The sequence below is a fragment of the Burkholderia ubonensis genome, from assembly GCF_001718695.1.
Classification (GTDB): Bacteria; Pseudomonadota; Gammaproteobacteria; order Burkholderiales; family Burkholderiaceae; genus Burkholderia; species Burkholderia ubonensis_B.
In genome coordinates this window covers 1,744,045-1,760,182 of record NZ_CP013420.1, presented here as the reverse complement: position 1 = coordinate 1,760,182, position 16,138 = coordinate 1,744,045, and the positions used below count along the sequence as shown (strand labels likewise).

Sequence of the window (16,138 nt, the reverse complement as noted above, 5' to 3'; positions counted from 1 at the left end):
GGCGCCCGGCAAGGGCGCACGGGTGCGTGCGGTACGGCGCGCCGACGCAGCCCTGGCGCGGAACCATGCTTAGTATCGATTCAGGAAGGCAAGTTCATAGGTTTTGTCTAAACGGGGCTCACGCGAGCCTCGTTGACGGGCCCGCGTTGCAGCGCGTCGAGCACCGCCGGCGGGATCGCCGCGGGGCGGATGCCCGTGCGGTCGACGCAACCGATGCGGATCTGCCCGGCGACGAGCAGCGTGTCGCCACGCCACGCTTCCTGCATGAATTCGACCGACGCGCGGCCGATCCGTCCGGGCCGGCTCGTGATCGCGAGCATATCGTCGAGCCGCGCCGGCGCGCGATAGTCGAGCGCGGTGCTGCGGACGATGAAGATCGCGCCCGTTTCGTCGGCGAGGCGCCGCTGGTCGATGCCGCAGGCGCGCAGCCACTCGGTGCGCGCTCGCTCGAAGAATTTCAGGTAGTTGGCATAGAAGACGATGCCGCCTGCGTCGGTATCCTCGTAATACACGCGAACCGGCCAGGTGAAGCCGGAAGGCGCTTCCGGGGGGCGGGTAGGCTGAGTCATGGCGCGCATTTTACCGGAAGCGGGGAGGCCGCTTCGCAACCGATTCGTAACGGAATGTTCCGGGCCGCGAGCCGGCCGCCGGGCCTGCTCGCGGCGGACCGTCAGCCGCGATGGACGGTGAGGCCGGCCGGCGCCTGGGCAACTGGCATCATCTCGATCGTGTTGATGTTCACGTGCGCGGGACGCGTCGCGATCCAGTAGATCGTGTCGGCGATGTCCTCGGCCGTGAGCGGCTGGACGTTCGCGTACACGCCGGCCGCCTTCGCGTCGTCGCCGCGGAAGCGGACGTTCGAGAATTCGGTGCCGCCGCACAGGCCCGGCTCGATGTCGGTGACGCGCAGCGGCGTGCCGATCAGGTCGGCGCGCAGGTTCAGGCTGAATTGTCTGACGAATGCCTTGGTGGCGCCGTAGACGTTGCCGCCCGGGTACGGGTAGGTGCCGGCAACCGAGCCGAGGTTGAAGATGTGGCCGCGGCCGCGCGCGATCATGCCCGGCAGCAGCGCGTGCGTGACCGTCACGAGGCCCGAGCAGTTGGTGTCGATCATCGTCTGCCACTCGTCGAGACTGGCCTTGTGGGCAGGCTCGACGCCGAGTGCGAGACCGGCGTTGTTGACGAGCACGTCGAGCGCGGCGAACTCGGCGGGAAGGGTGGCCGGCACGGCTTCGACGGCGGCGCGGTCGCGCACGTCGAGCTCGAGCGGCAGCAGTGCGTCGCCGAGCTCGGCCGCGAGCGCGTCGAGACGATCCTTGCGGCGCGCGGTCGCGACGACGCGGTGGCCGCCGTTGACGAAGGCACGGGCGATGGCGGCGCCGAAGCCGGCGGACGCGCCTGTGACGAACACGATCATTGCTGCTCCTGGTCGGTAGGGTAGCGGGTGGGGAACCTGCAAGCGTACTGAGATTGCCGCACCGCGGCAAGGCGCAAAGCTCAGCCGGTGCGGGCGGCGCAACTCTGTCCCCGTTTGTTTGCGGTGGCCGCCGCGCGGTTGCCTATTCATGACGCATCCAATAAACTAACGCGCTCATCACCCCTGCGTGACTGGCGATAGAACCCTCGGGTTCAAGGTGGAGCATCCCACCGTGAAGCGCAGGGCGCCGTTTTTGCCGTTCGCCTGGGCAGCCGTTGTGCGCCGTCGCGTGCATCGCCGGTGGCTGTCCCCTGCCTCGCGTCATACGGATTCTTCCGCCACGTCGAGCTGGTGCCGCCAGCAGCGCAATGTACTCGGCCACCCCGGTCAACCTGTACACACTTAACGGAAACCGTATGTTTGACAGAGCCCAAAGCACCATTGCGAACGTCGATCCCGAAGTCTTTGCAGCGATCGAGCAGGAAAACCGCCGCCAGGAAGATCACATCGAGCTGATCGCGTCGGAAAACTACACGAGCCCGGCCGTGATGGCCGCGCAGGGCTCGCAGCTCACGAACAAGTACGCCGAAGGCTACCCGGGCAAGCGCTACTACGGCGGCTGCGAATACGTCGACGTCGTCGAGCAGCTCGCGATCGACCGCGTGAAGGCACTGTTCGGCGCCGAAGCCGCGAACGTCCAGCCGAACTCGGGCTCGCAGGCGAACCAGGGCGTGTTCTTCGCGATGCTCAAGCCGGGCGACACGATCATGGGCATGAGCCTCGCGCACGGCGGCCACCTGACGCACGGCTCGCCCGTGAACATGTCGGGCAAGTGGTTCAACGTCGTCAGCTACGGCCTGAACGAAAGCGAAGACATCGACTACGAAGCGGCCGAGAAGCTTGCGCAGGAGCACAAGCCGAAGCTGATCGTCGCGGGCGCGTCGGCGTTCGCGCTGAAGATCGACTTCGAGCGTCTCGCGAAGATCGCGAAGTCGGTCGGCGCGTACCTGATGGTCGACATGGCGCACTACGCGGGCCTGATCGCCGCGGGCGTCTACCCGAACCCGGTGCCGCACGCCGATTTCGTCACGACCACGACCCACAAGAGCCTGCGCGGCCCGCGCGGCGGCGTGATCCTGATGAAGGCCGAGTACGAGAAGCAAATCAACTCGGCGATCTTCCCCGGCATCCAGGGCGGCCCGCTGATGCACGTGATCGCCGCGAAGGCGGTCGCGTTCAAGGAAGCGCTGTCGCCCGAGTTCAAGGCGTACCAGCAGAAGGTGGTCGAGAACGCGCGCGTGCTGGCCGAGACGCTGGTCAAGCGCGGCCTGCGCATCGTGTCGGGCCGCACCGAAAGCCACGTGATGCTGGTCGACCTGCGTGCGAAGCACATCACCGGCAAGGCGGCGGAAGCCGCGCTCGGCGCCGCGCACATCACGGTCAACAAGAACGCGATCCCGAACGATCCGGAAAAGCCGTTCGTGACGAGCGGCGTCCGTCTCGGCTCGCCGGCGATGACGACGCGCGGCTTCGGCACGGCCGAGGCGGAGCTGGTCGGCAACCTGATCGCCGACGTGCTCGACAACCCGGAAGATGCTGCGACGATCGAGCGCGTGCGCGCGCAAGTGGCCGACCTGACCAAGCGTTTCCCGGTCTATCGCTGATCGCTCATGCGCTGCCCGTTCTGCCGCAGCGACGACACGCAGGTGGTGGATTCGCGCGTGTCCGAAGACGGCGCCGCGATTCGCCGGCGCCGTCGCTGCTCGGCCTGCGACAAGCGTTTCACGACGTACGAGCGGGTCGAGCTGGCCCTGCCGGTCGTCGTGAAGAAGGACGGCAGCCGCACGGAATTCGACCGTCGCAAGATCGTCGCCAGCATGCAACTCGCGCTGCGCAAGCGGCCGGTTGCGGCTGACGCGATCGATGCGGCGGTCGCCCGCATCGAATATCAGCTGCTCGCGACAGGCGAGCGCGAAGTGCGTAGCGAGAAGCTCGGCGAACTCGTGATGAACGAGTTGCGCGGCCTCGATACGATTGCCTATGTGCGCTTTGCATCGGTGTATCGCCGGTTCGAAGACGTGTCCGAATTTGCCGACGTGATCGAAGAGTTCCGTCGCGCCTCTCCGGCTGCCAAGCCCCCGCGTAAGCGCTGACGCGCCGCGTTCGTTCATCGTCTTCTCCGCAGGCCCGATTGGGCCGAGTGATCCAGTTCGTCCCGATTGTGTCGGTCTCGGCCGCATGTCGCCAGTTGGCCGTTTGGCCAATGGCGCGGGTTCGCTCGCGTCGCTACAGTCGTTGCATCACGTTGACGGAGGGCAATGGCGATGGGACTGCACCGAAAGATTGTCGGCGCGCACCTGCGGCGCTGCGACGGATTCACGCTCGTCGAACTGATGGTCGCAATCGCGCTGGCGGCCGCGACGGCGCTCTACGCCGCTCCGGCATTCGAGCAGTGGCGGATGCGCGAGCGGGTCGACGCCCGCTCGCGCGCGTTGCTCGGCGCGCTGTCGTTCGCGCGGGCCGAAGCGGCGCGCCTCGGCGTGCGCGTCACGCTGTGCCGGGCCGGGCCCGCCGGCGATTGCGTGCGCGCCGACGAACCATGCGATCCGGCCGCATGGTCGTGCGGCTGGCTCGTGAGCGGACATTTCGACGAGCGGTCGCAGGTGCTGCGGCGGTATCCGCGCGATCCCGACATTGCCGTGACGGGCGCCACGCACGATCTGGCGTTCGCGCCGCCGGCCGGACAGGTGATCGGCGGGATCCGGCGCTTCGAATTGCGTGCGCAGCGCGAGCGGCCTGGCGACGAGGCGCGCACGTCGCGTTGTATCCGGATTTCGGCGGGCGGTCGCGCGCGCATCGTGGCCGGCCGGTGTGACGCGGCATGAAGTGCTCGCGCCGACGAACGCACGGCACGTCGCTGCTCGAAGCGGTGCTGGCCGTTGCGCTGCTCGCGGCCGTGATGCTGACGGTGGTCGGCAGCCAGTTCGCGATGACCCGCATGCAGCGGGCGACGATCTGGCGCGAACGTGCATTGTGGCTGGCCGATGCACGCATCGAGCGCCGTCATGCGGCACCAGGCGATGACGGCGGCCTCGCGGCGCTTGCGGCGGCATCGTTGCCCGACGGCGCAATGATGCTCGACCGTGGGGCGGCCGGTGTCAGCTATGCGATCGTCGGCTGGCGCGACGCCGACACTGCGCAGTCGGCCTCGGCGTCCGCGCGGTGCGATGCGGCGCGGACGATGACGAAGCCGCCGTCGTGTGTGCGCATTCCGTTTCGGGAGTTCGACGCCGATGAACGCTGATCGCCGCAGCCGCGCACATACGCTGCTGGAAGTCCTGATTGCGATGGTCGTCGGCCTGCTCGTGCTCGCGGCAGTCGGCGCGCTGTATCACGCGCAGCGTGTCGCGCACGGGCGGGCCGAGGACGCGTTCGCGATGCGCGATGCGGCCACGACGGCCCTGATGCTGATCGGACAGCAGATTCAGATGGCCGGATTTCGTTCGCTCGACGACGACGACGCGTTGCCGCTGCCGCCGTTGTTCGGTTGCTCCGCGGCGCGGGTGCGTGGCGATGGTGCACAGGTGCGCTGCGAAGCCGCTCGCGAGGCCTCCGATGCGGTGGTGGTCCGTTATGTCGGCGACGGTGTGTCGACCTGGCCAACCATTGGCGACCAGGTATCCGACTGTCTCGGGCAGGGTATCGGTGCCCCCGGCGAGCGGCCGCTGGTGGAAAACCACTTCGATGCGCATGTCAGCCCGTCGACCGGTGAGCCCGAGCTGTACTGCGAAGGCAGCGGTCGCCCCGGCACGCCGCAGCCGGTGGTGTCCGGCATCGACCAGTTGCGTGTGCGCTATTTGCGTCGCGGAACCGTGCGATTCGCCGACGCGGCGGCGATCGGCGCTGACGGGTGGCGCGACATCGTCGCGGTACATCTGTGTGTGCGGGCGCGCGGTGAACCGATGCGCGCGCCGACGCGTCATGTCGACTGCGATGGTCGCGTTGCCGTATCCGACGATGGCCGCGCGCGCCTCACGCTGCATCGCATCGTCGCGTTGCGGAATTCATCGATCGCGTTGGCCGATCGTGTCGTGGGCGGTGTGCGTGACGGTGAGGCATTCCGATGATCCGCGCGACCCGGTCCGTCCGACGTTGTGCGACGCGGATCGCGACAGCCGATGCGTCGGCGCGCCGTGCTGCGGGCCGGCGCGGCGCAGGTGACGGCCCCGCGTTGCCGAACCGCGCGACATTACGCGTTGCGCCCGCACGTCGGCCTCGGCTTCGGCGTCGGCTTCGCAATGCCGGCCTTGCGCTGCCTGCCGTGATGGCCGTTGCCGCGGCGGTCGTGGCGCTGGCAGGCACATGGTTCGAGTCGGCGTTGACGGAATCGCGTCGCACGCGCGCGTTGTCCGATCGGATGATCGCGTTTCATGCCGCCGATGCGGCGTTGGCCGCATGCATCGTGCGTTTGCGCGGCGGCGCAGCGCCATACCTCGACGAACCGGCATCGCATGGTGAACCACGCGCGTGGCGGCGGACGCCCGCGCTGCGCGTCGCCGACGCGTTCGAGCCGTTTGCATCGTGGCCGCTGGCGGCGCAGCCGCCGCGTTGTCTGATCGAAGCGTGGCGAGGTGCCGGTCCGGCCGGCAGCCGCGCGTACCTCGTCACCGCGCGCGGCGTCGGCGGCGATGCCTCGAGCGTGGTCTGGCTGCAGAGCCAGCTCGCGTTGCGCGACGGGCGCATCGTGGCGCAGCGCTGGCGTCGTGTCGTGACGGTGCAATGATGCGAGCCGCTGCTGCGATGCGCCGGCTGGCGGCCTTCACGTTGCTCGAATTGATGATCGTGCTGGCGATCGTCGCTGCGTTGGCGAGCTGGGGTGTCCCGTCATATCGCGCGCACGTCGCGCGCATGCATCGCACCGCTGCGGTAAGTGCGCTGTACCGGGCCGCCCAGTATCTCGAAACGCTCGATGGCCCGCCGCCGCAGACGTTGCCGGATGCGTACACACAGGCACCGCCGGACGGGCAGCCGGTCTATCGGCTTACGCTGCGGCGACCGGCCGACGGCGATGCGCCGGTGGCATACGAACTCGTCGCCAGCCCGCTCGACGACGGGCCGATGCGCGATGACCGCTGCGGAGCGTTCACGTTGCGCTCGGACGGGACGAAAGGCAATGCAATGGCGGATACCGGCCAGATGGACGAACCGTCTCGCGCGTGCTGGGGCGTGCATTGAGTCTGCACGTGACGCGCGCGGCTCAACCGCATCGCGCGCGCCCCGTGGAGCGTCAGTCGTTGCTCGCGGTGCTGTCGCGCTCGTCGCGCGATTGCTTCCAGATCTGGTAGATCTCCCATGCGGCGAAGCCCAGCGTTCCCCACTTCAGCGCCGGCCCGCCGGTTGCGCGCAACAGCGAGCGCACGGGTTTCGCGAGCACCAGCGACACAAGCGAGCTCAGCATCGGATACTGGTTGACGAGGTTGCCGATGCTCGCGTTCAGGCTTTTCGCGGATTGACCGAATTTCGAGGTCGACAGGCCGGGGATGAACACCTTCAGCCAGCTGAAGCGCGTGACGGCGTGACGCATGTCGGCGGCGGCTTCGGCGAGCTCGAGCCGCTCGACTTCGGAGCGCAGGATCAGCAGCTCCTTGCGGAGTGCGCGATGCTGCGACGCGCTCCAGTTCGAGCGCGACGAATGGTGGCTGGGCGAATGGCCCGTGACGTTCTGGCTCATGGCGCGTCGGCGAAATGGGTGGAACGGGTGAACGCGACGGCGTTCACGACTTGCCGCGGAACAGTTCGCGGTCTTTCTCGAATTCGGCCAGCGTGGCTTCGAACACGACCGGCGCGTCGCGCAGGCTCGCACGCACCTTCAGTGCGCAGGCGGCGCCGGCGATCGCGTACAGCGCGGTGACCACCGCGAGCGATTGCCAGCGATAGGTATCCCAGAACGCGATCGCGACGAGCGCGGTCAGGCTGATGAGCGCCATCGTCGCCAGCATCATCGCGATGAGCCCGAGGAACAGCACGCCCATCAGGCGCTCTTTCTCCTCGGCGAGCTCGATGCCCGCGAGTTCGAGGCGCGTTTGCAGCAATCCGATCACCGAGCCGATGAGACGGCGCAACGGGCCCTGGCCGGATGACTGCGAGGTGGTGTCTGTCGTCATGGATGAGGCGCTTGCACGCGCAGTGAGCAGCAAGGTCAAGCCAGGCCGGCGGCGAGCCGCCGGCCTGCCGCGACTCCCGCGTGCCGCAGCGAGCGGCGCGCGGGGCGAAACGGCGCAGCGCGCGTTACTTGCGGTTGACCAGCAGGCCGATCAGCACGCCGACACCGGCCGCGATGCCGATCGACGTCCACGGGTGCTCATGCACGTAGTCGTCGGTCGCGCGCGCGGCTTTCTTGCCTTTCTCGACCACGACGACCTGGACGTCGGTTGCCTTTTCCTTGGCCTGCTTCAGGCGCGACATCGCTTTCTCGCGCAGCTCGGCAGCGCGGTCGCCCGTGCTGCTCGCGGCTTGCTTGAGCAGGTCTTCGGCGTCCGCGAGAACGGTTTTGATATCCGACATCAGTTTCTCCTTGTTGATTTCCGACATTGCAACTCCCTTCATGCTGTCATGCTGCAGTTCATATCGTAGCGAAACGCCTGCTTGCTGGCGAGCCGGGATGACGCACGGCGACATTGCAAGACCGCATGGTAAACGAAACGTAAACAAAAACAGAGCCGCCGACGGCGTGAAAAGTGCCTTTCGCCGCTGTCCACCGCGCTCTGCGCCTGGGCAAAAATGACAAAAATGTATGAATATCGAACGGAATAATCGTTCGCATGGCCCATTGCTTCCCGTAAGCTGAGTGACTATCCCGCGCCGACAGCGCGCGGTTTCAACCAGCATCGTTCAAGGAGAGAACAACATGGGTCTGCGTCTTGGCGACATCGCGCCGGATTTCGAACAGGATTCGAGCCTCGGCCGCATCAAGTTCCACGAGTGGCTGGGCAACGGCTGGGGCGTGCTGTTTTCCCATCCGGCGGACTACACGCCGGTGTGCACGACGGAACTCGGGCTGACCTCGAAGCTGAAGGGCGAATTCGAGAAGCGCAACGTGAAGGTGATCGCGCTGTCGGTCGACAGCGTCGAGTCGCACCAGGGCTGGATCAACGACATCAACGACACGCAGGCGACGGTCGTCGGCTTCCCGATCATCGCGGACGCGGATCGCAAGGTTTCCGCGCTGTACGACATGATTCACCCGAACGCGAACGAGACGCTCACCGTGCGCTCGCTGTTCGTGATCGATCCGAACAAGAAGGTGCGGCTCATCATCACCTATCCGGCGAGCACCGGGCGCAACTTCGACGAAGTGCTGCGCGTGATCGACTCGCTGCAGCTGACCGACAACTACAAGGTCGCGACGCCCGGCAACTGGAAGGACGGCGACGACGTGGTGATCGTCCCGTCGCTGCAGGATCCGGAAGAGCTGAAGCAGCGCTTCCCGAAGGGCTTCAACGCGGTGCGTCCGTATCTGCGTCTCACGCCGCAGCCGAACAAGTAAGCAGCGGCTGCGCGCGATCGCCGCGCGCCCATGAAAACGGCCTGCCCGGCATCGACGCCGGGCGGGCCGTTTCGTTTCAGCGCACGACGCAGCGCGACCGGCGCCGCGTCGCCTGCGCAAACGGTCAGAAGAACGCCTGGATGCCCGTCTGCGCGCGGCCGAGGATCAGCGCGTGGATGTCGTGCGTGCCTTCGTACGTGTTGACCACTTCGAGGTTCACGAGATGGCGCGCGACGCAGAACTCGTCCGAGATGCCGTTGCCGCCGAGCATGTCGCGCGCGAGCCGCGCGATGTCGAGCGCCTTGCCGCACGAGTTGCGCTTCATGATCGACGTGATCTCGACGGCCGCGGTGCCTTCGTCCTTCATGCGGCCGAGCCGCAGCACGCCTTGCAGGCCGAGCGTGATTTCGGTCTGCATGTCGGCGAGCTTCTTCTGGATCAGCTGGTTCGCGGCGAGCGGCCGGCCGAACTGCTTGCGGTCGAGCACGTACTGGCGCGCGGTATGCCAGCAGGCCTCGGCGGCGCCGAGCGCGCCCCAGGCGATCCCGTAGCGCGCCGAGTTCAGGCACGTGAACGGGCCGCGCAGGCCGCCGACGTGCGGCAGCCGGTTCTCCTCGGGAACGAACACGTCGTCGAGGACGATCTCGCCGGTGATCGACGCGCGCAGCCCGACCTTGCCGTGGATCACCGGCGCGGACAGGCCCTTCCAGCCCTTCTCGAGGATGAAGCCGCGGATCGTGTCGTGGCCGTCTTCCTCGAGCTTCGCCCAGACGACGAACACGTCGGCGATCGGCGAGTTCGTGATCCACATCTTCGAGCCGGACAGCGAATAGCCGCCGGGCACCTTCTTCGCGCGCGTGATCATGCTGCCCGGATCGGAGCCGTGGTTCGGCTCGGTGAGGCCGAAGCAGCCGATCCATTCGCCGGTCGCGAGCTTCGGCAGGTATTGCTCCTTCTGCGCATCGGAGCCGAACTCGCAGATCGGCACCATCACGAGGGACGATTGCACCGACATCATCGACCGGTAGCCGGAATCGACGCGCTCGACCTCGCGCGCGATGAGGCCGTAGCTCACGTAATTGAGGCCGGGGCCGCCGTACTGCTCGGGGATCGTCGGCCCGAGCAGGCCGAGCTCGCCCATTTCACGGAAGATTCCGACGTCCGTGCGTTCGTGGCGGAACGCGTCGGTCACGCGCGGCGCGAGCTTGTCCTGCGCGTAGGCGCGCGCGGCGTCGCGCACCATCCGCTCGTCCTCGGTGAGCTGCTGGTCGAGCAGCAGCGGATCGTCCCAATGAAAAGTTGCAGCGCTCATCGTGTCATCTCCTGATCCCATGCCCATGGTTCGCTTGACTTGCGTTCCGCTGTGCGGAACAATGTTTTGCAAATCGACCTCAGTGTAGCACCGGATGACGCTTCCAACCATCGACGACCAACATCGACGAGCGCAAGTTCGTCGTCGCGCTCGCGCGCGGCCTGGACCTGCTGCGCGCGTTCCGTCCCGGCGAGACGATGCTCGGCAATCGCGATTTCGCCGAGCGCACCGGCCTGCCGAAGGCGACGGTGAACCGGCTCGCGTACACGCTGACGGTGCTCGGCTACCTGCGCTACGACGACACGCTCGGCAAATATGCGCTCGACGCGGGCGTGCTGTCGCTCGGCTTCGCGCTGCTGTCCGGCGCGGGCACGCTGGACCTCGCGCGGCCGCACATGCAGGCGCTCGCGCGCGAGATCGGCGCGGCGGTGTCGCTCGGCTGCCGCGACGGGCTCGACATGATCTATCTGGAGACGATCCGCAGCGAGACCGCGCTGACGCTCGGGCTCGCGCCGGGATCGCGGCTGTCGATGCTGACGAGCTCGATGGGGCGCGCGTATCTGGCGGTGCAGCCGGAGGACGTGCGGCGCGCGCTGTACGCGGAGCTGCACCGGGCGGCCGGCGCCGGGCCGGACGCCGACGCGCTCGTCGGCGCCGCGCAGCAGGCGGTGGCCGAGTTCGCGTCGGGCGGCTGCTGCTACTCGTTCCGCGCGTGGCACGCGGACGTCAACGCGGCGGCCGTGCCGTTTCGGGAGCCGCGCGAGGGGCGCTGGCTGATCCTGAGCTGCAGCGGGCCCGCGTCGTCGATGGGGGAGGACGTGTTCCGGTCGCAGGTGGGGCCGCGCCTGAAGGCGCTGGCGCAGCGGCTGGGGCAGGTTGCCTGAGGCTGCCTGAGCACTTCCCGGTTGTGCATCCGCCGAACGGCGCTCATCATCGGTCGCCTGACGCCCGAATACGACGAGGTTCGCCATGTCGCACACGGAAATGCTCGAAGGCGGCTGCGCCTGCGGCGCGATCCGCTACCGGATCAAGCACATCCCGACCGACGCCGGCTTCTGCCATTGCCGGCTATGCCAGAAGACGACCGGGGCGGCGGTGGTCGCGTCCGCGTCGCTGCCGCTCGACGCGTTCGAATACCTGAGCGGCGAGCCGGTCGTCTACGCGTCGAGCGCGTGGGGCGAGCGGCGCTTTTGCGGGCGTTGCGGCGCGCAGCTCGAATACCGGCTGCGCCACGCGCCGCGGACGGTCGAGCTCAACTACGCGACGCTCGACGACCCGTCGCGGATTCGCCCTGCGTGGCATATCTGGTACGCCAGCCGGTTTCCCGGCATCGAGATCGGCGACGACTTGCCGAAGCATGACGACGGCGGCGAGGACTGACGCACGCCGCCGCGCGGCCTGGACCCGCCACTCGCCACCCGCCGCCTCAGGCCGGCACCACCTTCGCAAACACCGGCCCCTGCATGAACCGCACGTCGTGCTGGCGCAGCAGCTCGCACTGCGTCTCGTCGACGACGCCGTCGAAGATCAGCGGAATCCGCACGCGCTGCGCATACCCGACGAGCGCCTTGACCATCCCGTCGCGCAACGCGATGCCCGCGTCCATCTTGATGTAGTCCGGCCGCGCCATGTCCGATTCGACCGCGAGGATGCGGCCCGGGTCGGGCAGCTTGTCCGCGACCCTGAAGCCGTGATGCTGGTAGCTGCGCGTCAGGTAGCCGAGGAAGGTCTTGTGCGCGACCGCGGCGGCCGGCAGCTCGATCACGACCCGCTCAGGCGGCAGCCCGAAGCGCTGCAGCACCGACGAGAAGTGCTTGCCGTGGTCGTACTTCACGCTCTTCAGCAGCCGCTCGTGCACGCGCAGGAACAGCAGCCCGTGGCGCTGCGCGCCGAAGAAGTTGATCGCATGCAGCGCGCGCGACAGGCGGTCGACCGCGACCAGCGCCTGGTCGTCCGCGGCCGAATCGAACGGATCGGGCGCGGTGCCCGTCGTCAGCGTCACCGCCTGGAAGCCCAGCTCGTCGCCGTAGCGCTCGATCGCGTCGGCAAACGACGTCGACTGCGGCGCGCCCGGCATCGTCACGTCGTAGATCGGCTCGTACGCGCTGTTCAGCGTCAGCTCGGGCAGGCGCGCGCACGCGGTGCCGCCCTCGGCGAGCGCAACGTGATCCCGCAGGAACGGCAACTGCCCGGCGCGGGTGACCAGCTCGGGAATGGTAGGCGGAATCATGGGGAAGTCGGCATGGAAAAACGGCGGCCGAACGGGCCGCCTCACCACTCGATAGTAGCAGCGCGCGCCGCGCTCGGCTCGGCGATTCGCTCATATGGTTATCCCGCCGGCGGCCGGTGCTTAGGGTTTACGTTCTTTTCACTATTCGTAATTGGTTTTACTATTCGTAAATCCTGAGTTTGTCGTCGATCAAGAAAGACAGCATTCGGGCGTCGTCGGACGATGCCCTGTCCCCGATTCAACAGGAAGCAAGGAGCGAGACGTGGCGGGTGAGACGAAATGGACGTCGCAGGCGGGCACGGTGTGGCCCGCGCGACGGGGTTGAGCGGACGGATGGCGACCATGAGCATCGATTACCAGACCCTGAAGTTTGCGTACCGGCCGCGCGCGGAGCGCGGCGCCGACAGCGACGCGGCGATCCATCCGGTGATCATCGTCGGCGCGGGCCCGGTCGGCCTGTCCGCCGCGATCGACCTCGCGCAGCAGGGCGTGCCCGTCGTGCTGCTCGATGACGACGACACGCTGTCCACCGGCTCGCGCGCGATCTGCTTCGCGAAGCGCACGCTCGAGATCTTCGACCGGCTCGGCTGCGGCGAGCGCTTCGTCGACAAGGGCGTGAGCTGGCACGTCGGCAAGGTGTTCCTGCAGGACGAGCAGCTCTATGCGTTCGACCTGCTGCCCGAGGCGGGGCATGCGCGTCCGGCGTTCATCAACCTGCAGCAGTACTACGTGGAAGGCTATCTGACCGAGCGCGCGTTCACGCTGCCGAATCTCGACATCCGCTGGAAGCACAAGGTGACGGGCCTCGTGCAGTCGGACGCGTGCGCGGCACTGACGGTCGAGACGCCGGAAGGCGTCGAGACGCTGCGCGCGCAGTACGTGATCGCGGCGGACGGCTCGCGCAGCCCGGTGCGCACGATGATGGGGCTCGAGAGCCACGGGCGCACGTTCAAGGACCGCTTCCTGATCGCCGACGTGAAGATGAAGGCGGAGTTTCCGACCGAGCGCTGGTTCTGGTTCGATCCGCCGTTCCACCGCAACCAGTCGGTGCTGCTGCACCGCCAGCCGGACAACGTGTGGCGCATCGACTTCCAGCTCGGCTGGGACGCCGATCCGGTCGCGGAGAAGCAGCCGGAGCGCGTGATCCCGCGCGTGCGGGCGCTGCTCGGCGCGGACGTCGAGTTCGAACTGGAGTGGGTGAGCGTCTACACGTTCCGCTGCCAGCGGATGGACGCGTTCCGCCACGGCCGCGTGCTGTTCGCCGGTGACTCGGCGCATGGCGTGTCGCCGTTCGGCGCGCGCGGCGCGAACAGCGGCGTGCAGGACGCCGACAACCTCGCGTGGAAGCTGAAGCTCGTGCTCGACGGCCGCGCGCCCGAGCGCCTGCTCGACACGTATGCGAGCGAACGCGAGTTCGCGGCCGACGAGAACATCCGCAACTCGACGCGCTCGACCGACTTCATCACGCCGAAGAGCCCCGTGTCCCGCGTGTTCCGCGACGCGACGCTGAAGCTTGCGCGCGACTGCGAATTCGCGCGCAAGCTCGTCAACAGCGGGCGCCTGTCGGTGCCCGCGGTGCTCGCCGATTCGCCGCTGAACACGCCCGACCGCAAGGGCGACGCGTTCGCGGGCGCGATGCGTCCGGGCACGGCGGCAGCCGACGCGCCGGTGCAGGCGCACGGCGCGGCCGGCTGGCTGCTGCGGCATCTGTGTGACGGCTTCACGGGCGTGCTGTTCGGCCTGCCCGGCGACGCCGCCGCGCTCGCGCAAGCGCTCGCCGGCCATGCGCTGCCGGTGAAGCCGGTGCTCGTCGTGCCGAAGGGCCAGGCGCGCGACGTGCCGGGCGTCGACGTCGTGGAGGATGTCGACGGGCTGGCCGCGGAGCGCTACGACGCGCAGCCCGGCACGTTCTACCTGCTGCGGCCCGATCAGCACGTGTGCGCGCGGATGCGCGCGCTCGACCGGCAGGCGGTGGGCGACGCGCTCGCGCGCGCGACCTGCGCGGCCTGACTGCCAACAAGACATCGGAGACACCCGTCATGCCTCACCATCTCGACACCCGCCTGCGCCTGGCCGATCCGGACGCGTTCTACGAAGCGCTGATCGACATGCATCGCGACCTGACCGACAGCGACAGCCAGCTCGTCAATGCGAAGCTGATCCTGCTGCTCGCGAACCAGATCGGCGACCTCGGCGTGCTGCGCGAAGCGATGGCGCTCGCGCGCCAGGGCGTGACGCCGCCCGCGCATCCGGCCGCGGAGGCCGTGCAATGAGCGCCGCGCCGGGCGCGGCACGCACGCTCGAAGTCGAGCGCCTGATCGACGACACCCATCGTCCCGCGTTTCACTGGATGCTGCTCGCGCTGTGCGGGCTGTGCCTCGTGATCGACGGCTTCGACGCGCAGGCGATGGGCTACGTCGCGCCGAGCGTGATCGCCGAGTGGGGCGTGCCGAAGCAGGCGCTCGGCCCGGTGTTCAGCGCGAGCCTGTTCGGGATGCTGCTCGGCGCGCTCGGCCTGTCGGTGCTGGCCGACCGGATCGGGCGGCGTCCGGTGCTGATCGGCGCGACGCTGTTCTTCGCGCTGACGATGCTCGCGACGCCGTTCGCGGGCTCGATCCCGGTGCTGATGGCGCTGCGCTTCGTCACGGGCCTCGGCCTCGGCTGCATCATGCCGAATGCGATGGCGCTCGTCGGCGAGTTCAGCCCGGCCGCGCATCGCGTGAAGCGGATGATGATCGTGTCGTGCGGCTTCACGCTCGGCGCGGCGCTCGGCGGCTTCATCAGCGCCGCGCTGATCCCGGCGCTCGGCTGGCGCGCGGTGTTCTTCGTCGGCGGCGCGGTGCCGCTCGTGCTCGCGGTCGCGATGGCCGCGCGGCTGCCGGAGTCGCTGCAGTTCCTGGTGCTGAAGGGCCGCGACGCGCAGGCGCGCGGCTGGCTCGCGCGCTTCGCGCCCGAAGCCGGCATCGACGCCGATACGCGCCTCGTCGTGCGCGAGCAGGCGGCGCGCGGCGCGCCCGTCGCCGAGCTGTTCCGCGACGGCCGGCTGCCGGTCACGCTGCTGTTGTGGTCGATCAGCTTCATGAACCTGATCGACCTGTATTTCCTGTCGAACTGGCTGCCGACCGTGATGCGCGATGCCGGCTATGCGCCCGGCACCGCGGTGATCGTCGGCACCGTGCTGCAGACGGGCGGCGTGGTCGGCACGCTGTCGCTCGGCTGGTTCATCGAGCGCTACGGCTTCGTGCGCGTGCTGTTCGCGTGCTTCGCGTGCGCGGCGGCGTCGGTCGGGCTGATCGGCTCGGTCGCGCACGCGCTGCCGTGGCTGCTGCTCGTCGTGTTCGCGGGCGGCTTCTGCGTGGTCGGCGGCCAGCCGGCCGTCAACGCGCTCGCGGGCCAGTACTACCCGACGTCGCTGCGCTCGACGGGCATCGGCTGGAGCCTCGGCATCGGCCGGATCGGCTCCGTGCTCGGGCCGCTCGTCGGCGGACACCTGATTGCGCTCAACTGGTCGAACGGCGCGCTGTTTCATGCCGCGGCGGTGCCGGTGCTGTGTTCGGCGCTGTTCGTGCTCGGCCTTGCCAATGTGACGCGGCGTCGCGGTGCCGAGACACCGCGCGCCGTCTGAATCGAAGG

Annotated in this window: 19 protein-coding genes, 1 pseudogene and 1 riboswitch; of the genes and pseudogenes, 13 read left to right on the top strand and 7 right to left on the bottom strand. The window is 68.4% G+C overall.

Annotated elements, in window-relative coordinates:
* Window positions 1-107 precede the first annotated feature (107 nt).
* Both ybgC and WJ35_RS08035 read right to left on the bottom strand, forming a co-directional pair.
* Window positions 108-578: a tol-pal system-associated acyl-CoA thioesterase gene (ybgC, locus tag WJ35_RS08040; RefSeq protein ID WP_069239014.1), complete on the bottom strand. Its 471-nt coding sequence runs from the start codon at window positions 576-578 to the stop codon at window positions 108-110.
* A gap of 92 nt (window positions 579-670) precedes the next feature.
* Window positions 671-1,417, bottom strand: a complete 747-nt coding sequence (locus tag WJ35_RS08035; RefSeq protein ID WP_010091492.1) for an SDR family NAD(P)-dependent oxidoreductase — start codon at window positions 1,415-1,417, stop codon at window positions 671-673.
* A gap of 177 nt (window positions 1,418-1,594) precedes the next feature.
* Window positions 1,595-1,694, top strand: a riboswitch (ZMP/ZTP riboswitch).
* Between the two features lie 139 nt (window positions 1,695-1,833).
* Between WJ35_RS08035 and glyA the strand changes: the two genes are divergently transcribed.
* The 7 genes from glyA (at window position 1,834) to WJ35_RS08000 (ending at window position 6,652) form a co-directional block, all read left to right on the top strand.
* Window positions 1,834-3,081, top strand: a complete 1,248-nt coding sequence (gene glyA / locus WJ35_RS08030; RefSeq protein ID WP_060234332.1) for a serine hydroxymethyltransferase — start codon at window positions 1,834-1,836, stop codon at window positions 3,079-3,081.
* Window positions 3,082-3,087: 6 nt separating this feature from the next.
* Entirely contained in the window at window positions 3,088-3,570 is a 483-nt protein-coding gene (gene nrdR, locus WJ35_RS08025; RefSeq protein WP_010091494.1) for a transcriptional regulator NrdR, read from the top strand.
* 171 nt (window positions 3,571-3,741) lie between these two features.
* Window positions 3,742-4,302 (top strand): GspH/FimT family pseudopilin, encoded by a 561-nt coding sequence (locus tag WJ35_RS08020; RefSeq protein WP_069239418.1) that lies wholly within the window; start codon window positions 3,742-3,744, stop codon window positions 4,300-4,302.
* A complete protein-coding gene (locus tag WJ35_RS08015; RefSeq protein ID WP_045578510.1) occupies window positions 4,299-4,721 on the top strand; it encodes a hypothetical protein in 423 nt (140 codons plus the stop codon). Before WJ35_RS08020 ends, WJ35_RS08015 begins: the two co-directional genes overlap by 4 nt.
* Window positions 4,711-5,544, top strand: coding sequence for a type IV pilus assembly protein (locus WJ35_RS08010; RefSeq protein ID WP_069239013.1), 834 nt, complete (start codon window positions 4,711-4,713; stop codon window positions 5,542-5,544). Before WJ35_RS08015 ends, WJ35_RS08010 begins: the two co-directional genes overlap by 11 nt.
* Before the next feature lie 197 nt (window positions 5,545-5,741).
* Window positions 5,742-6,200 (top strand): pilus assembly PilX family protein, encoded by a 459-nt coding sequence (locus WJ35_RS08005; protein ID WP_011883410.1) that lies wholly within the window; start codon window positions 5,742-5,744, stop codon window positions 6,198-6,200.
* Window positions 6,200-6,652, top strand: coding sequence for a type IV pilin protein (locus WJ35_RS08000; RefSeq protein WP_069239417.1), 453 nt, complete (start codon window positions 6,200-6,202; stop codon window positions 6,650-6,652). The genes WJ35_RS08005 and WJ35_RS08000 overlap by 1 nt, the downstream gene beginning before the upstream one ends.
* Window positions 6,653-6,704: 52 nt before the next feature.
* Here the strand turns inward: WJ35_RS08000 and WJ35_RS07995 are convergent, their stop codons facing one another.
* The 3 genes from WJ35_RS07995 to WJ35_RS07985 form a co-directional block, all read right to left on the bottom strand.
* Window positions 6,705-7,148, bottom strand: a complete 444-nt coding sequence (locus tag WJ35_RS07995) for a DUF3318 domain-containing protein (RefSeq protein ID WP_069239012.1) — start codon at window positions 7,146-7,148, stop codon at window positions 6,705-6,707.
* 43 nt (window positions 7,149-7,191) lie between these two features.
* On the bottom strand, window positions 7,192-7,581 hold the full coding sequence (locus WJ35_RS07990) for a phage holin family protein (RefSeq protein ID WP_060234329.1): 390 nt from the start codon (window positions 7,579-7,581) through the stop codon (window positions 7,192-7,194).
* A gap of 124 nt (window positions 7,582-7,705) precedes the next feature.
* Window positions 7,706-8,008 (bottom strand): DUF883 family protein, encoded by a 303-nt coding sequence (locus WJ35_RS07985; protein WP_010091502.1) that lies wholly within the window; start codon window positions 8,006-8,008, stop codon window positions 7,706-7,708.
* 316 nt (window positions 8,009-8,324) lie between these two features.
* Here WJ35_RS07985 and WJ35_RS07980 point away from each other — a divergent pair, with 316 nt between their 5' ends.
* A complete protein-coding gene (locus WJ35_RS07980; RefSeq protein ID WP_059760761.1) occupies window positions 8,325-8,963 on the top strand; it encodes a peroxiredoxin in 639 nt (212 codons plus the stop codon).
* A gap of 124 nt (window positions 8,964-9,087) precedes the next feature.
* On the opposite strand, the gene WJ35_RS07975 is transcribed toward WJ35_RS07980, so the two are convergent.
* Window positions 9,088-10,275 (bottom strand): acyl-CoA dehydrogenase, encoded by a 1,188-nt coding sequence (locus tag WJ35_RS07975; protein ID WP_060234328.1) that lies wholly within the window; start codon window positions 10,273-10,275, stop codon window positions 9,088-9,090.
* 94 nt (window positions 10,276-10,369) lie between these two features.
* On the opposite strand from WJ35_RS07975, the pseudogene WJ35_RS07970 reads away from it, so the two are divergent.
* Window positions 10,370-11,159: pseudogene (locus WJ35_RS07970) on the top strand (IclR family transcriptional regulator).
* An 85-nt stretch (window positions 11,160-11,244) separates the two neighbouring features.
* Entirely contained in the window at window positions 11,245-11,655 is a 411-nt protein-coding gene (locus tag WJ35_RS07965) for a GFA family protein (protein WP_010091506.1), read from the top strand.
* A gap of 46 nt (window positions 11,656-11,701) precedes the next feature.
* Here WJ35_RS07965 and WJ35_RS07960 read toward each other — a convergent pair whose 3' ends face one another.
* Window positions 11,702-12,505 carry an EAL domain-containing protein gene (locus WJ35_RS07960; RefSeq protein ID WP_060234326.1) on the bottom strand — a complete coding sequence of 268 codons (804 nt, stop codon included), beginning with the start codon at window positions 12,503-12,505 and terminating at the stop codon, window positions 11,702-11,704.
* Between the two features lie 342 nt (window positions 12,506-12,847).
* Between WJ35_RS07960 and WJ35_RS07955 the strand changes: the two genes are divergently transcribed.
* The 3 genes from WJ35_RS07955 to WJ35_RS07945 are packed head-to-tail and all read left to right on the top strand — an operon-like array spanning window position 12,848 to window position 16,130.
* Window positions 12,848-14,515: an FAD-dependent oxidoreductase gene (locus WJ35_RS07955; RefSeq protein ID WP_196222073.1), complete on the top strand. Its 1,668-nt coding sequence runs from the start codon at window positions 12,848-12,850 to the stop codon at window positions 14,513-14,515.
* 29 nt (window positions 14,516-14,544) lie between these two features.
* Complete coding sequence (locus WJ35_RS07950) at window positions 14,545-14,778, top strand: DUF2783 domain-containing protein (RefSeq protein WP_042583256.1); 234 nt, start codon at window positions 14,545-14,547, stop codon at window positions 14,776-14,778.
* A complete protein-coding gene (locus WJ35_RS07945) occupies window positions 14,775-16,130 on the top strand; it encodes an MFS transporter (RefSeq protein ID WP_059846949.1) in 1,356 nt (451 codons plus the stop codon). The genes WJ35_RS07950 and WJ35_RS07945 overlap by 4 nt, the downstream gene beginning before the upstream one ends.
* Window positions 16,131-16,138 lie beyond the last annotated feature (8 nt).